Below are 15,570 nucleotides of genomic sequence, written 5' to 3'. Positions count from 1 at the left end.
ACATGACCGGCGTCGAAGACGACGTTCCGGCCGGTGGCCGGGAGGTGCTGCGGGTGGAAGGGGTCACGAAGTCCTTCCCCGGCGTACGGGCGCTGGACGGGGTGGACCTGAGCCTGCGCGCCGGTGAGGTGCACGTCCTGCTCGGGGAGAACGGCGCGGGCAAGAGCACCCTCATCAAGATGCTCGCCGGCGCCCACCGCCCCGACGAGGGCCGCGTCCTGGTCGACGGGCGGGAGGTGGCCATCCGCTCCGCGCAGGACGCCGAGCGCCTGGGCATCGCCACCATCCACCAGGAGTTCAACCTCGTCCCCCAGCTCACCGTCGCGGAGAACATCTTCCTGGGGCGGCAGCCGCGCACCGCGCTCGGCCTCGTGGACAGGCGCGCCATGCGGGCCCGCGCCGCGGAACTGCTGCGCCGGGTGCGCCTCGACGTCTCCCCCGCCACCCCGGTCACCGAACTGGGCGTCGCCCGGCTCCAGATGGTGGAGATAGCCAAGGCCCTCAGCCTGGACGCCCGCGTGCTGATCATGGACGAGCCGACCGCCGTGCTCACCTCCGAGGAGGTCGCGACCCTCTTCGGCATCGTCCGCGAGCTGCGGGAGAGCGGCGTCGGCGTCATCTTCATCACCCATCACCTGGAGGAGATCGCCGCGCTCGGGGACCGGGTGACGGTGCTGCGCGACGGGCGCTCGGTGGCGGAGGTGCCCGCCACGGCCGGCGAGGACGAGCTCATCCGGCTCATGGTCGGCCGCGACATCGCCGAGCAGTATCCGCGGCGCCGCCCCGAGGAGCCGGGCGCGCCCCTGCTGAGGGTGCGCGGGCTGACCCGTACCGGCGGCCCGGGCCCGGGCTTCGCCGACGTCTCCTTCGAGGTGCGGGCCGGTGAGGTCGTGGGCGTGGCCGGGCTGGTGGGCGCGGGCCGCACCGAGGTCGCGCGGGCGCTGTTCGGCGTGGACCGCTACGACGCGGGCACGGTCGAGGTGGACGGCAGGGCGCCGGCCCGCGGTGACGTACGGGCCGCGATGCGGGCCGGGCTCGGGCTCGTCCCCGAGGACCGCAAGGGCCAGGGCCTGCTCCTGGACGCCTCGTTGAGCGACAACCTCACGCTGGCCCGGCTCGACCGCGACACCCGCGGCGGGTTCGTGGACCGGCGGGCGCAGCGCCGCGAGGCGGCGGCGGTGGCCGAGCGGCTGAAGGTGCGGATGAGCGGCCTGGAGCAGTCGGCGCGCACGCTGTCGGGCGGCAACCAGCAGAAGGTCGTCATCGGCAAGTGGCTGCTGGCGGGCACCCGGCTGCTGATCCTCGACGAGCCGACGCGCGGCATCGACGTCGGCGCGAAGGTCGAGATCTACCGGCTCGTCAACGAGCTGACGGCCGCGGGCCGCGCGGTCCTGATGATCTCCAGCGACCTGCCGGAGGTGCTCGGGATGAGCGACCGGGTGCTGGTGATGGCCCAGGGCCGGATCGTCGGTGAGCTCGCGGGCGAGGAGGCCACGCAGGACGCGGTGATGGAACTCGCGGTCCGGGTGCCGCACACGGACAGGAACACGGTGCAGAGCGCGATGGAGGGCTCCGATGTCGGCTGAGGTGCTTGGGGCGCCCGGGATCACTCCCGGGCAGTGGTTCACCAGGGCGGTGCTCCGCAACGGCCCGCTGGGCGGGCTGATCGCCCTGGTCGTGGTGATGGCGGCGCTGTCGCGGGACTTCCTGAACGGGCAGAACCTCCTCAACGTCGGCGTCCAGGCGTCGGTGACGGCGATCCTCGCGTTCGGCGTGACGTTCGTGATCGTGTCGGCGGGCATCGACCTGTCCGTCGGCTCGGTGGCCGCGCTCTCGGCGACGGTGGTCGCGTGGGCCGCCACGTCCCAGGGGCTGCCGGTGGTGGTGGCGCTGTTGCTGGGCCTCGCGGTGGGCGTGGTGGCCGGGCTGGTGTCCGGCGCGCTCGTCGCGTACGGCCGGCTCCCCGCCTTCATCGCCACGCTGGCGATGCTGTCCGTCGGCCGCGGCCTCGCGCTCGTCATATCGGGCGGCTCCCCGATCGCCTTCCCCTCCTCGCTCGGCCGGCTCGGCGACACCCTCGGCGGCTGGCTGCCGGTGCCGGTGCTCGTGATGGTCGCGATGGGGGCGATCGCGGCGCTGGTGCTGACGCGGACGTACACGGGGCGGGCGATGTTCGCGATCGGCGGCAACGAGGAGGCGGCCCGGCTGTCGGGCATCGACGTCCGGCGCCGCAAGCTCGTCGTCTACGCGCTCTCCGGGCTGTTCGCCGCGGTGGCGGGCATCGTGCTGGCCTCCCGGCTGACCTCGGCGCAGCCGCAGGCCGCGGTGGGCTACGAACTGGACGCCATCGCCGCCGTGGTCATCGGCGGGGCGAGCCTGTCCGGCGGCTCGGGCAAGGCGTCGGGCACGCTCATCGGCGCGCTGATCCTCGCGGTGCTGCGCAACGGGCTCAACCTGCTGTCGGTGTCGGCCTTCTGGCAGCAGGTCGCGACGGGCCTGGTCATCGCGCTGGCCGTGCTGCTGGACACGCTGCGCCGCCGGAGCGCGCGGTGAGGGGGCGCGGCAAAGCGGTGGCCGCGGCGGCGGTGCTGGCCGGGGCCCTCGCGCTGAGCGGCTGCGACCGCGGCGGCCACACGGATCTGGGGCTCGCCCTGTCCACGATGAACAACCCGTTCTTCGTGGGCATCAAGAAGGGCGCCCAGGAGGAGGCGAGGGCCCGCGGCCTGAAGATCAACATCACGGACGCGCAGAACGACCCGACGCAACAGATCAATCAGATGGAGACGTTCACCAGCCAGAACGTCAAGGCGGCGGTCATCAACCCCGTCGACTCGGACGCCGCGGTGCCCGCGGTGGGGGTCGCCAACCGCGCGGACGTGCCGGTGATCTCCATCGACCGCGGGGTCAACGGCGGCAAGGTCGGCTCGACGATCGCCTCCGACAACGTCGCGGGCGGGCGGCTGGCGGCGCGGACGCTCGCCGAAGCGGTCGGCGGCAAGGGGAAGGTGGCGTTCCTGGAGGGCCTGCCGGGCACGTCGGCCGCCCGGGAGCGCGGCAAGGGCTTCGAGGAGGGCATCCGGGCCTTCCCGGGCATCGAGGTCGTCGCCCGGCAGCCCGCCGACTTCGACCGCACCAAGGGCATGGACGTCATGGCGAACATGCTCCAGGCGCACGGTGATCTCTCCGGTGTCTTCGCCGCCAACGACGAGATGGCGCTCGGCGCGTCCAAGGCGCTGGGCGCCCGCTCCGGCAAGGGCGTGAAGGTCGTCGCCTTCGACGGCACGCCGGACGGCATAGCGGCCGTGCGGAACGGCGCCCTGACCGCGACCGTCGCCCAGCAGCCCAGGCTGCTCGGCAGGCAGGCGGTGGACTGGGCGCTCCGGGCCGCGCGGCACAAGCCGCTGCCGCGCGAGGTGAAGGTCCCCGTGGTGCTGGTGACCCGGGAGAACGCCGCGGGCTTCACGGGCTGAGAGGGTGAGGGGCATGAACGGGAAGCAGAAGATGTACGACGTGCTGGTGGTGGGCTCGGCCAACGCCGATCTGACGGTCCGGGTCGGCCGGCGGCCGGACGCCGGCGAGACGGTGCTGGGGTCCGACCTGGTGGAGTCGCCCGGCGGCAAGGGCGCCAATCAGGCCGCCGCGGCCGCCCGGCTCGGCACCCGTACGGCCCTGCTGGCGAAGGTCGGTGACGACGCCTACGGCGAACTGGTGCTGGCCGGTCAGCGCGCGTCCGGCGCCGAGGTGCGGCACGTCGTGGTGGAGGAGGGCGCCCGGACCGGCACCGCGATGATCGTCGTCGGCGCGGACGGCGACAACAGCATCGTCGTCTCCCCCGGCGCCAACGCCCGCCTCTCCCCTGCGGACGTGCGGGCGTCCCGGGAGGTGATCGCCGGCTCCGCGGTGGTCTCGCTGCAGCTGGAGATCCCGGAGGAGACCGTACGGGAGGCGGTCCGCGTCGCCCGGGAAACGGCCACCCGCGTCGTGCTCAATCCCTCGCCCGCACCGGCGGGCGACCTGGATCCCGAACTCCTGGAGGCGGCCGATCCATTGGTCGTCAACGAGCACGAGGCCCGGCGGATCTCGGGGCTCCCCCGCGCGGAAGCCCGCGAGTGGATCACCGCACTGCGGAAGTCGGGCGCGCGTTCGGTCGTGGTGACCCTCGGCGGGCAGGGCGCGCTGGTGCTGGACGCCGCGGACGACGAGCCGGCTCCCGTGCCGGGGGTGTCCGCCGAGGTGGTCGACACCACCGGGGCCGGGGACGCCTTCACGGGAGCGCTGGCGGGCCGGCTGGCCACGGGCGCATCGCTGCTGGAGGCGGCGCGGTTCGCCGTGCGGGTGGGGGCGGCGGCGGTGACGCGGAACGGTGCGCAGCCGTCGTACCCCACGCTGTCGGAGCTCCCGGGATAGCGAGTTCGGTCCGCATATCGTCAACCGAGTTCAACTATCGAACAATTGGCTGTATCTCGTGGGTGACTTCGTGTCGCCACGCGGTCGCTCCGCGATACCGTCGGCGTCGAGGTGAACGCGGTGCCGGACGGTACGGATGAGGAACGCCGGGTCCGGGCCGCTCCGACTCGATCTGGAGGACCGACATGTTCCGTGACCGTCCCCGCCGCACGCTGAGCATCGCCGCCGCCGCGATGGCCGCCGCCGGCGCCGTGACGATCAGCGTGCTGTCCCTGCAACCCGCCGCGGCCGACGGGGACAAGGACCTCCGCCTGACCACGGTGCAGAAGACCGGCACCGAGCCGGAGTACCCCCGGGCCGGAGACCACTGGGTCAGCTACTTCGACCTGCACACCACGGCCACCGACAGGGACGGCAAGGAGACCGCGGGCAAGCGCGTCGGCGACGCCAGCGACCGCTGCGACGTGGTCCTGGCGCGCTACGAAGGCATCGTGACCCAGTGCGAGCGCGTCCTGCGCACCGACCGGGGCACGCTCGTCCTCACCTCCCTCACGAACCGCTTCGGCCGCGGCCCCTACCCGACGACCGCGGCCGTGACGGGCGGCACGGGCAGCTACGCGGGCGCGAAGGGCGAGGCCCGCATCACGCTGACGGACGGCGGCGCGGCGTACCGCATCCAGCTCCGCTGACCCGCCGTCAGGGCCGCGCCCGCGGGGAGCCGCCCGTCACCGGGCGTCCGGGGCCGGCCCGGCCCTGACCCGGGCGATGAGCAGCGCCACGTCGTCCTGGTCGTTGCCCGCGCGCAGCGAGCTCAGCAGCAGGTCGCAGGTCTCCTCCAGGTCCTGGGGGGCGTCGGCGAGGACGGAGAGCAGGACGTCCAGGCGGACGTCGATGTCCTCGTCGCGGGTCTCGACCAGGCCGTCGGTGTAGAGGACGAGCTGATCGCCGGGGGCCAGGGGCAGGCTGACGCTCTCGAAGGGGACACCGCCGACGCCCAGCGGCGCCCCGGCGGGCAGGCCGAGCAACTCGGGGCGATGGCCGGGGCGCACGAGGACGGGCGGCAGATGGCCCGCGGTGGCGACGTGGCAGCGGGCTTCGTGGGGGTCGTATACGGCGTAGACACAGGTGGCGATCATCTGGTCCAGACCGGTGGCGGTGTGGTCGAGGTGGTGCAGCACCTGGTCGGGGGCGAGCCCCAGTTGGGAGAGCGTACGGGCGGCGGTGCGCAACTGGCCCATCGCGGCGGCCGCGTTGATGCCGCTGCCCATGACGTCCCCGACGACCAGGGCACTCTTCTCCCCGGCCTGCGGGATGACGTCGAACCAGTCGCCGCCGACATTGCTCGCGGTGCCCGCGGGCTGGTAGCGGTAGGCGATCTCCAGGCCGACCAGGTGCGCGGGCCGCTGCGGGAGCAGATTGCGCTGGAGAGTGAGGACCGTGCTGCGCTCGCGCTGGTACCAGCGCGCGTTGTCGATGCTGACGGCGGCCCGCGCGGCCAGCTCCCCGGCGAGCGCGATGTCGTCCTCGCCGAAGGGCCGGGGGTTGCCGATGCGCTTGAGGTCCAGCGCGCCGAGCACCTCGCCCCGGGCGATCAGGGGAACCGCGAGGTAGGAGTGCAGTCCGGCGCGGGCCAGCAGCTCGGCGGCCGCCCCGTCGCGGGCGATGCGGGGCAGGTCGCGCTCGTGGACCCGGGCGACGCACACGGGCCGCCCGGTGGTCACGCACCGGGTGACCAGCCGGTCGGCCGCGTACTTCGCGATCTGCCCCGGCGGGTCGGCGGCGCGGACGGCGTCGGCGGAGCCGGCGGATTCGGTGGAGGCCACGGCGAGCGCGCGGAAGACGGCGGCGTCCCCGTCCGGCGGGACGGCGCGCTCACCGGCGAGCACCGTGTCGAGGACGTCGACCGCGGCGACGTCGCCCAGGCCCGGCACCACGGCCTGGGCGAGCTCCTGGGCGGTGCGGTCCAGGTCGAGGGTGGTGCCGATGAGCACGGACGCGTCGGCGATCAGCGTCGTGCGGCGCCGCGCCTCGTCGTTGGCCCGGTGCCGGTCGGTGACGTCGACGACGGAGGTGGCGAGGCCGAGGATGCGCCCGGCGGGGTCCTCCAGGCGGTAGTACGAGACCAGCTGGGCCTGGTCATCAGAGGCGCCGCCACCGGCGCGGCCCACGGCGAAGCGGTCCAGCAGCGGGGTGCCCGTGGCCAGCACCTCGCGCATGGCGGACTCGATCTCGGCCACGTCCGCGAGCGGCAGGGCCTCGCCGACGCGGCGGCCGAGGTGTTCCTCGGCGGACAGGCCGTGGATGCGTTCCAGCGCGGGGTTGACCATGACGAAGCGCAGGTCGGTGTCGAGGACGGCGAGGCCGATCGGCGACTGGGCGACCAGCCGGAGCGAGAGGGCGAGGTCCCGCTCGACATGGCGGAGGACTTCCTGGTCGGTGGCCATCCCCAGGGCGTAGAACTCCCCGCTGCGGTCCTCCAGCCGCATGTTGCGGAACTCCACCAGCCGGGCGGTGCCGTCCTTGTGCCGGGCGGGGAAGACGCCGGCCCAGGACTCGCCGCCCATCACCTTGGCGAACAGCTCGAGCACCGGCTCCAGGTGCCCCTCGATGACCAGCAGCTCGGCGGCGTACCGCCCGAGGGCCTCCGAGGCGCTCCAGCCGAAGAGGGCCTCCGCCTGCGGACTCCACAGGACGATCCGTCCCTTGCGGTCGAGGACGACGGCGGCCACGTTGAGCACGTCCAGCAGGCCGCCCGGCTCGGAGGGCGCGCCCGTGGCGGTGCCGGGTTCCGACCGGTACGCGTCGGTCGTCCCCATCGAGGTCCTCCTTCCGCCCCAGAGGCTGGTGCGGCGGCCTCGCACCGGTCGGACCGGAGGCAGGTCACCCGGCCCCGCCGCTCCGCCATGTCGCCGCAGCGACTTCCATGGTCTCTCCGAACCCGCCCAGCGCGCAGCCTGTGCGCGTTCGCGCGTGAGCCGGGATGCGGAGCCGCGCCGTCCGCTCCGTGGTGGCGCCCGCGGGGGAAAGGGGCGTGGGCCGGCGGCGGCCGCGCCCCCGGCGAAGCCCGGGCCGGAGGCGGCCTACCGGGCGGTAGCGGGCAGGGCCAGCGTGAACCAGACGGTCTTGCCCCTGCCCTTGACCGACGGCCGGTGGCCCCACCTCGTGGCGATCTGCTCGACGAGCCACATCCCGCGCCCGTTCTCGCTGTCCGCGCCCGCCTCGCCGCAGCGCGGCAGGTGCCCGCCGGTGTCGGAGACCTGGGCGATCAGGTGTCCCTGCGCCCGGGTGAGCACGAGCTCGATGTCGCCGACGGCGTCGGTCACGTGGACCACGGCGTTGGTGACCAGCTCGGAGAGCAGGAGCGCGGTGTCCCCGACGAGCTCGTGCAGGCCCCACTCGGCCAGCAGCCCTTCCGAGAAGCGGCGGGCGGCGGCCACCGAGCGCACGGTCGGGGGCAGCGAGATCGCGCGGGAGGGGTGCGGCGCGGGGTGGTACGGCTGCCGCGGCGCGGGCGGGCTGTGCATGCACAGGGGGAGCCCGGCCGCCCCGGAGGAGCGGAGGCTGTGCCGTGGTGCCACGGCCCACGCGGCGGGGGCGCTGGTGACGGCATCGGCCATGTGCGGATGACTCACGGTGTCGCGGCTGATTGCAGGCATCTGACTCAAGGGCGGTCGAGGTAGAGCGAAGGGCGCCGGCCGGGGAGGTGCCCTTGGCGCCGGTACGGTCCTGGCGGGCTGATTCCGGACCGGTGGTCTTCGCTGTGGTTCCCCCCACATTCGCGCGCTTTTCGCCAGAGGTCTATACCCATTATGTGACCAAGGCCGTGCGGAGTGCTATTGCCGCAGGTGACGCATGTTGTGGGCGGGATAAAGTCCCCGTCGATACCCGGGGTGACGGGCCCGCCGGCCCGCCACCCCACGCAGGGGCCGTGCCTACTTCTTCGGGCACTCCTTCCAGGCCAGGTGGTAGATGGTGTTGAGGTTGCCGTCGGTCGAGTCCATGGTCATGTAGCTGGTGGTCCTGGTCGGGTCCGAGGTCCCGGCGTTGACGCGCAGCTCCGTGTTGATGTTGAAGTTGCGCTGCTCGCCGCACGGCGCCCAGACCAGGGACGCGATGTCGACCTGGTCGGTCGCCTGCCAGTTGTCGGCGTAGGCGCCCTTGAAGTTATGGACACTGGGGACGGTCTGGGACTGCCCCTGGAAGTAGTACGACGCCTTCTCGGCGCCGACCGCGCCGTTCTCCAGCTGGGCGTAGCCGCGGTAGTCCGCGCTGGCGATGGCGTAGGTGAAGCCCTGGGGGACGTGGACGATCAGGTTGAGCTGACAGTTCTTTCTCGCGTCGGTCGGCTTGGACCCCAGGCCCACCTGGGCGAGGTAGTCGCTGTAGGTCACCGTGAAGGCGGTGTTGTCGGGCGACACGGCCACCGCGGCGGTCCCCTGCGGGCAGCCCGAGCCGTTCACGGTCGCTATCTCGATCACGATCTTGTCCGGCGGCGGGTTGACGATGACCGAGGGCCCGTACGTGGAGAACGGGGCGCTGAACAGCGCCGCGATCGTGGCCCCTGCGAAAAGACCGGCGGGCATGGCTCTCTCCAATCGTTGTCCTGGACTGAGCGGGCGCATTCCGGCCGGACGCCGGCGACGGATTCCGGAAACGGAATGAGTGAGAACCGAACGATTTCAGGGCATGATCATGACAAGTCATACCCTCGGCTGACCCGTGGGGACGGGAGCGTTCGAATGGTAGGAGGCGGCACACGGCTCCGCCAGAGTCGACGTCGGCCATGCGGCCTGTTGGCCGGTAATGGCCGACGTCCGACTCCGTTCACTTGGCCGAGAGTTCGGGGAACGCGTGGCTCAAGTGAACGCAGAGGAAGGAAATGAGGACCGCCGCCGTGATCACACCGAGACACCCGAAGACATCGCGCAAGGTGCTCGCCAGTGGACCGAGGGGCGGCCGGGCCGGCGGGGGCGAAGAGGCGGGCGGCCCCGGCCGGTCGGACGGGGGCGGCGGTCCGGAAGAGGACGGAGGCCGGACCGCCGGGGGCGACGGCTGCGACGGGGGCCTGGGATGCGGCAGGGACGGAGCGGAGGGCGAGGGCCGGGACGGGGACGGTGCGCCGGTGCGACCGTCATGCCTGGGCGGGCTGTGCATGCGGGGAACCATTGCGCCTGACGGGGTCGGGGACGGATCGCGGAGCGGGCTCGATGCCGTACTGGGCGGCCTGGAGCTCGTACATCGAGCGGTAGAGCCCGCCCTCGACGGCCATCAGCTCCTCGTGGGTGCCTTCGCCCACGAGGTGCCCACGGTCCAGCACATAGATGAGGTCGGCGGTCGCGGTCGCGGCCAGCCGGTGGGTGATCAGCAGGACGGTCGTGCCCTCGTCGGTCAGCGTCCGCAGCGAACGGAACGCCTCCGCCTCGGCCTTGGGGTCCAGCGCGGAGGTGGGTTCGTCCACGATGAGCAGGGGGGCGTGGCGGTAGCGGGCCCGGGCGCTGCCCAGCCGCTGCCACTGGCCGCCGGAGATCTGGGTGCCGCGCTCGAAGCCCTTGATGATCAGGCTGTCCCACTGGTGCGGCAGGGACTTGACGACATCGGTGGCGTCGGCGTCGGCGGCCGCACGCTCGATGAGGTCCTGGTCGAGCCGCCGCCCCGGCCTGCCGATGTGGACGTTGGCGCGGGCGGTCATGGGCCAGCGGGGGAAGTCCTGGGAGAGGACGGCCACCTGGTCGAAGAGCTGGTCCCGGTCGGCCTCCCGGACGTCGACGCCGTTCCAGGACAGACACCCCGACGTCGGCAGATAGAGCCCGGCGACCAGCTTGGCCAGGGTGGTCTTGCCTGAGCCGTTCGCACCGACCAGGGCCACGACCTTGCCCGGCGGAATGGCCAGGCTGATCTCGTGGAGCGCGGGGACCGTGGTGTCGGGATAGACGAACGACACCTTCTCCAGCCGGATCTCGCGCACCCCCGCCGCCAGCGGCGTCCCGCCGGAGGGGATGGCGTGCCGCTCGGCGGTGCGGCAGGCGTCCTCCAGGTCGGCCAGATACATCGCCTCCTCGTAGAGGCGGTTGACCTGGATCACCAGGGAGGTGAGCCCGGCGCCGCTGGCGCGTACGGCGATCACGGCCGTGCCCGCGATCGCCAGCGGCACGCCCCCGGACGCCAGCAGCAGCCACAGCACGCCGTACGCGGCGACGGCCGCCAGCCCGGACAGCGCCGAGGACGCGCTCTGGGTGACCGCCTGGGCGCGGGCCAGACGCTGCTGCTCCTTCTCCATGGTGGCCGCCATGTCGTCGTAGGCGTCGACGAGCATCCGGCCCGCGCCGTGGACGCGGATCTCGGCGGCGGAGTCCTGGCCGGTCAGTGTGGAGGTGATGACGGAGATCGCGCGCCGGTGCTCGATCCAGGCGTGCCGCGAGGCGTACTGGCGGCGGGCGGAGACGACCGCGCCCCAGCCCTTGGGCGCCGCGATGAGCAGCAGCATGAACACCAGCGACGGGTGCAGCAGCGCCAGCACACCGGCGGCCGAGACCAGCCCGATCAGGGCGTTGACGACGAGCACCGAGGAGCCGAGCATCATCCGCACCGAGTCGGTGCCGAAGCGGCCGGCGTCGAGCTTGCGGTGGAAGTCCTTGTTCTCCAGCGTCGCGAGCTCCACCCGGACCGCGGTGCGGTAGAAGCGGGCGGTGCACACCCGCTCCACCTTGGGCTCCAACTGCCCGGCGGCGGCGACGGAGACCGAGGCGAGCAGGGCGGAGGCCGCGCTGACCGCGGTGACGGCGAGCAGGGCGGGCAGCGCCCGGTGGATCCGCTCGGGGGTGGGCCCGGCGGCGAAGAGGGCGACGAGCACCTGATTGGTGGCCACCAGCCCGAAGGCGCGGGCGGCGCCCTGCCCCAGCTCGGCGCCCAGCAGGGTGAGCAGCGCGGCGGGGTCCTCGCGCCAGGCGGCCTTCGCGACCGTGCCGACCATGGCCGGGAACTGCCGCGCCATCGACCGGAAGGTGAGCCTCAGCAGGGGCTTCTCGTGGTCCGTGAACGGCGCGTCGCACCGCAAGGCGCCGCCGAACAGGAGCAGTTCGCTCACCGAGACGGGGATCGTCCGTGGTGTCCGCCCCTTGAGGACGGTCATCGTGCCTCCGCCCGGTCACTCGCCGCGGCGGGCCGGCGCTCCGGGGCGGCGGGCCGTGGGCGGTGGGCTCGCGGGTCGTTCCGGGGCTCGGTTCGGGCGGACATGACGCCTCCAGGGTTCGGTGGACGAAGTGGTGGGGGTGCGCTCCCGTTCTTGGGCAGGGCCCATGGGCATGCGGATGCCGCAGGGGTGGGCGGCGACGTGCCGAGGAGTCGGAGTGGGGTGGCGGGCCCCGGCGGACGGCGGTGCGGTCCGGTACAACCGTCGGCGAACGCGGGGGTCCGATGTCCGTTTCCGGACAGGAAGGACTCTATCTCCCCCTGCGCGCCGGGGAGTTCGGCATCCGGCACTTCCCCGTGGACGGTTCACTCGTTCAGGTACAAAACAGTGCCGGTTCCTGGGAAGTGACGGTCACTCACCTACGGCGTCCGCGCGCGCGGAAACCCGGGCCTCCGGTCGGAGGCCCGGGTCCGGGTGAGGCGGGGTACGGAGCCGCTCAGTCCTCGCGGGCCATCGGCGGAAGCTTGCGGAGCTTCAGCTCGGTGTGCTTGCCGTAGGCGTAGTCGAGCATCCTGGCGGCGTCGGGGTAGCGGGCGGTGGCGTCGTCGAGGATGACACCGACGACGGCGCGGCCACGGCGCTGCGCGGCGAAGACCAGGCAGGGTCCGGCGGCGGAGGTGGTGCCGGTCTTGATGCCGACGACGTCCTTGTAGGAGCCGAGCAGCTTGTTGGTGTTGTACCAGGTGTAGAGGCGGTTGACGTTGGTCGCCTTCTGCTGGGTGTTCAGGGACCCCGCGATCTGTCGGAAAATGCGGTTCCGCAGCGCGTGCCGGGAGAGCTTGGCCAGGTCACGCGGGGTGGTGAGGTTGCCGCCCCGGGAGGAGATGCCGTCGAAGGAGTCGTAGGTGGTGCGGGTCAGCCCGAGCTCGGCGGCCTTCTTGTTCATCATCGCGATGAACGAACGGGTGCGCGCGCCCTCATCGTCGCCGCTGCCGAAGGAGTCGGCGAGCGCGTAGGCGGCGTCACAGCCGGAGGGCAGCATCAGCGCGTAGAGCAGCTGCCTGACCGTCAGCTTGTCGCCGGTGCGGAGGTCGGCCGTGCTCGCTCCGGTGCGTGTGACGTAGTCGCGGTAGGACTGCTTGACCGGGATCTGCCGGTCGAGGTCCACCCCGTGGCTGTCGAGCACCACGACCGCCGTCATGATCTTGGTGGTGCTGGCCATCTGCCGCCTGGTGTCGGCCTCCTTGGCCCACAGCTGCTTGTCGGCACCGCTGTCGAGCAGGTACGCGCCCTTGGCGGCGACCTTCGGCGGGCCGCTCGCGCCGGCGGCCTCCGCCATGGGCGCCGGGAGCGCGAGGACGACGGCCGTGGCCGACGCGATCAACGCCGCTCCCCAGCGGCCGGCCGGTGCTCCCCCACATCGCTGCATGCAGGCTCCAGTTACTCAGATAGTCGGTTCGGGCGAGCGCATCGTTGCACCGGTCCCCTCGCGTGGTGAAATCGGCCTCACGATCGGGTGATTGAGGCTTCGCGTGCTGACGGAGGGAGGGCGCGGGCATCTGATAAAGGGGTGCCGGCCGAAGGGGTGCCGGCGCACGCCGTGACGAAAGCGTCAGCTCCCGCTGACGGGGTGCCCGACGGGCGGGCCGGACGCGAGCCTGCGCTTCGCGTGGCCGATGTGGGAGCGCACCAGCGACTCATCGGTGCCGAGCAGGCTCGCGACCTGGCCCACGCTGTAGCCGATCACATGGTTGAGGACGAGAGCGTCGCACCGCCGCTCCGGCAGCCGGGCGATCGCCGCGTACAGCGCCATCCGGTTCTCCAGCAGCTCGAACCGCTGACGGCACTCGCGGGGCAGCCGGGTCACGCAGCCGAACGCGGCCGTCACCAGCGCCGAGTCACGGCCGCGCACCGCGAGCCAGGCGGCCAGGTGCTCCTTGAGCGACGACCAGGCGTACGCGTCGGCGGACGGCCGGCGCAGCACATACGGCCACTGCCGGCCCAGCTGCCCGAAGACCGCCGCCACGATCTCCTCCGCCGCCGCACCGTCCCCGGTGTGCACATGGGCGTAGGCGCACCAGCGCCTCGCGTGCATCTCACGGAAGGCGGCGAAGGTGATCGCCAGTCGGCGGCTGCACGTGCGGAGCGGCGGGAGCCGGTCCGTCTCTCCAGTCACAGATCCCTCGATCCGTCGTGCGGTGCGTCCAATGAACCGGAAGGCGGAGCTGGTTGTGCGGCAACACGTCAAAAATTTTAACTCTCCGCAGTGGCGTGATTACTCATATGCGTCCGCGCGGTGGCCGACCCCCCGCCGCTCAGATCGCGTAGCGCCAGATCGTGAGCATGTACGCGCCGTACCAGCAGCCGAAGAATGTCGCCGCCGTCAGCACGGTCACCGCCGTACGCGGGCGCGCCCGGGCCAGCGCTCTCGCCGCGGGCACCAGGAAGAGCAGGCCCGGCACCAGCAGACGCAGCTTGGAATGGGAGTAGTTGCTCTGGCAGAGCGTGAGCACCAGGATGCCCGTGCCGTGGACGAGCAGCGGCGGCCACGCGTCGCGCCGCCAGGCCACCACCGTCGCGCAGACCATCCCGAGCAGCAGCACGGCCGTGCTCACCGGTACCCAGCCCTCGCCGCGGCCCAGCGAGTCACCGAGGAAGCCGAGGAACGCCGCCCCGTTGTCCCAGTGCGTGCCCCAGCCTGCCTCCTGGATGGTGAACCACGCGGCCGGGTCACCGACGCGCGCGCCCACCCACCACAGGTACAGGGGTGTGCCCGCGCAGGCCAGCGCGAGGCCCGCCAACGGGCGGGCCCGCAGGCGGCGTTCGCGGAGCAGTTCCCGGGCGGCGGCCACGGCCAGTGCCGCCACCACCGCCGCCGCCGCGGGCCGGGTCAGCCCGGTCAGCAGCGCGAGCGTGCCCGCGGTGAGCCAGGCGCGGCGGTGCGCAGCCAGCAGCGTCCCGGCGGCCAGCGCCAGGAACAGCGACTCGCTGTAGGACATCAGGAAGGCGACGGCCATCGGCTGCGCCCCGGCCAGCAGGACGGTCCCGATGACGGCGGTCCGCCGTCCGTACAGCCGGGTGAGGAGGCACTGCACCACGATCAGCGCGGCGATCAGCGCGAGATGGGCGGTGACGATGCCCGCCAGCTCGTGGCTGAGGCCCGTGCAGGTGTGCACCACGCGGATCAGCAGCGGATACAGCGGGAAGAACGCGAGGTTGTTGCCGGTGAGGCTGCCGTCGGCGGCGTAGGTGTAGCCGTCGGGATAGCCGTTGGCGGCTATGTCGACGTACAGCTCGCCGTCCCAGGAGAGGAGCCGGTTCCGCAGCCCGGGGCCGTCGGGGCCCGCCATCGCGGAGAGCAGCGCGAGATGCAGCGCGGTGGTGACGGCGTAGACCGCGAGGGGCGGCCACACCCACGGGAAGATACGTTTCGCCAGAGGCGCGGACGGCGCCGGTCCGGCGACGGGCTCCGCCGCCGGTGCGTGATCTCCCGTACGGGAGCCGGGTATCGGGACCGGTTTCATGGTGTCGTCATGCCGTTTCTGGGACAGATGTCGATGGGTTCGCCGCGTCGTGGGGACGGGGCAGCCCGCAGCCGGGCGCATCAGGCCGGCCGCAGGACCGCTCACCCCGCGGGGAAGTGCTCCGCGCGTGCCGCTGTGATCAGGGCCGAGACGTCCCCCCAGTCCAGGCCCGCCCCGCGGGCCCGGCGCATCCAGTCCGACAGTTCGCCGAGGAGCGGGGAGTCGGCGAGGGGGCGGCGCTGGGCCGGGACGGCGCTGACGAAGGTGCCCACGCCGGGGCGGGCTTCGACGAGGCCCAGGTGTTCGAGCTCCCGGTACGCCTTCAGCGTCGTGTTCGGGTTGAGCTTGGTGTCCCGCGCGACCCGCGCCGCGGTGGGCAGTTGGTCGCCCTCGGCGAGGATGCCCATCCGCAGCGCTTCCTGGACCTGCTGGACGATCTGGAGGTAGGCGGCCATGCCGCTGTGCCGGTCGATCCTGAACTCGACCATGTGAGCCCGCCCCTCATTCCGT

At 72.8% G+C, this 15,570-nt stretch carries 11 protein-coding genes and 1 pseudogene; 4 read left to right on the top strand and 8 right to left on the bottom strand.

From position 1 onward, the window contains the following. Window positions 1-2: 2 nt before the first annotated feature. The 4 genes and pseudogenes from ACZ4A5_RS18985 to ACZ4A5_RS18970 all read left to right on the top strand — a co-directional run bounded on the left by ACZ4A5_RS18985 (window position 3) and on the right by ACZ4A5_RS18970 (window position 5,096). Window positions 3-1,586: a sugar ABC transporter ATP-binding protein gene (locus tag ACZ4A5_RS18985; RefSeq protein ID WP_467584861.1), complete on the top strand. Its 1,584-nt coding sequence runs from the start codon at window positions 3-5 to the stop codon at window positions 1,584-1,586. Next, window positions 1,576-3,470 (top strand): annotated as a pseudogene (locus ACZ4A5_RS18980) (ABC transporter permease/substrate-binding protein). The gene ACZ4A5_RS18985 and the pseudogene ACZ4A5_RS18980 overlap by 11 nt, the downstream one beginning before the upstream one ends. A gap of 31 nt (window positions 3,471-3,501) precedes the next feature. After that, window positions 3,502-4,407 carry a ribokinase gene (locus tag ACZ4A5_RS18975; protein WP_467585011.1) on the top strand — a complete coding sequence of 302 codons (906 nt, stop codon included), beginning with the start codon at window positions 3,502-3,504 and terminating at the stop codon, window positions 4,405-4,407. 185 nt (window positions 4,408-4,592) lie between these two features. Next, a complete protein-coding gene (locus tag ACZ4A5_RS18970; RefSeq protein ID WP_467584858.1) occupies window positions 4,593-5,096 on the top strand; it encodes a hypothetical protein in 504 nt (167 codons plus the stop codon). Window positions 5,097-5,132: 36 nt separating this feature from the next. Here the strand turns inward: ACZ4A5_RS18970 and ACZ4A5_RS18965 are convergent, their stop codons facing one another. The 8 genes from ACZ4A5_RS18965 to ACZ4A5_RS18930 all read right to left on the bottom strand — a co-directional run bounded on the left by ACZ4A5_RS18965 (window position 5,133) and on the right by ACZ4A5_RS18930 (window position 15,548). After that, a complete protein-coding gene (locus ACZ4A5_RS18965; protein WP_467584855.1) occupies window positions 5,133-7,223 on the bottom strand; it encodes a SpoIIE family protein phosphatase in 2,091 nt (696 codons plus the stop codon). A gap of 264 nt (window positions 7,224-7,487) precedes the next feature. Beyond that, the gene (locus tag ACZ4A5_RS18960) at window positions 7,488-8,024 is read right to left on the bottom strand and encodes an ATP-binding protein (protein WP_467584853.1); all 537 of its coding nucleotides are present in this window, start codon (window positions 8,022-8,024) and stop codon (window positions 7,488-7,490) included. A gap of 315 nt (window positions 8,025-8,339) precedes the next feature. Continuing rightward, on the bottom strand, window positions 8,340-8,990 hold the full coding sequence (locus ACZ4A5_RS18955; RefSeq protein ID WP_467584850.1) for a DUF4360 domain-containing protein: 651 nt from the start codon (window positions 8,988-8,990) through the stop codon (window positions 8,340-8,342). A 548-nt stretch (window positions 8,991-9,538) separates the two neighbouring features. Continuing rightward, window positions 9,539-11,536, bottom strand: coding sequence for an ABC transporter ATP-binding protein (locus tag ACZ4A5_RS18950; protein WP_467584847.1), 1,998 nt, complete (start codon window positions 11,534-11,536; stop codon window positions 9,539-9,541). A 496-nt stretch (window positions 11,537-12,032) separates the two neighbouring features. Further along, window positions 12,033-12,965 carry a D-alanyl-D-alanine carboxypeptidase family protein gene (locus ACZ4A5_RS18945; RefSeq protein ID WP_467584844.1) on the bottom strand — a complete coding sequence of 311 codons (933 nt, stop codon included), beginning with the start codon at window positions 12,963-12,965 and terminating at the stop codon, window positions 12,033-12,035. Window positions 12,966-13,148: 183 nt separating this feature from the next. Next, on the bottom strand, window positions 13,149-13,712 hold the full coding sequence (locus ACZ4A5_RS18940) for a sigma factor-like helix-turn-helix DNA-binding protein (RefSeq protein ID WP_467584841.1): 564 nt from the start codon (window positions 13,710-13,712) through the stop codon (window positions 13,149-13,151). Window positions 13,713-13,851: 139 nt separating this feature from the next. Then, window positions 13,852-14,949: a hypothetical protein gene (locus ACZ4A5_RS18935; protein WP_467584839.1), complete on the bottom strand. Its 1,098-nt coding sequence runs from the start codon at window positions 14,947-14,949 to the stop codon at window positions 13,852-13,854. A 212-nt stretch (window positions 14,950-15,161) separates the two neighbouring features. Beyond that, window positions 15,162-15,548 carry a GntR family transcriptional regulator gene (locus ACZ4A5_RS18930; protein ID WP_467584836.1) on the bottom strand — a complete coding sequence of 129 codons (387 nt, stop codon included), beginning with the start codon at window positions 15,546-15,548 and terminating at the stop codon, window positions 15,162-15,164. Between the last annotated feature and the right edge of the window lie 22 nt (window positions 15,549-15,570).

It is taken from the genome of Streptomyces sp. NPDC025618, assembly GCF_055558795.1.
The sequence above is the reverse complement of the archived record's forward strand: the minus strand, read 5'-3'. Positions and strand labels throughout refer to the sequence as shown.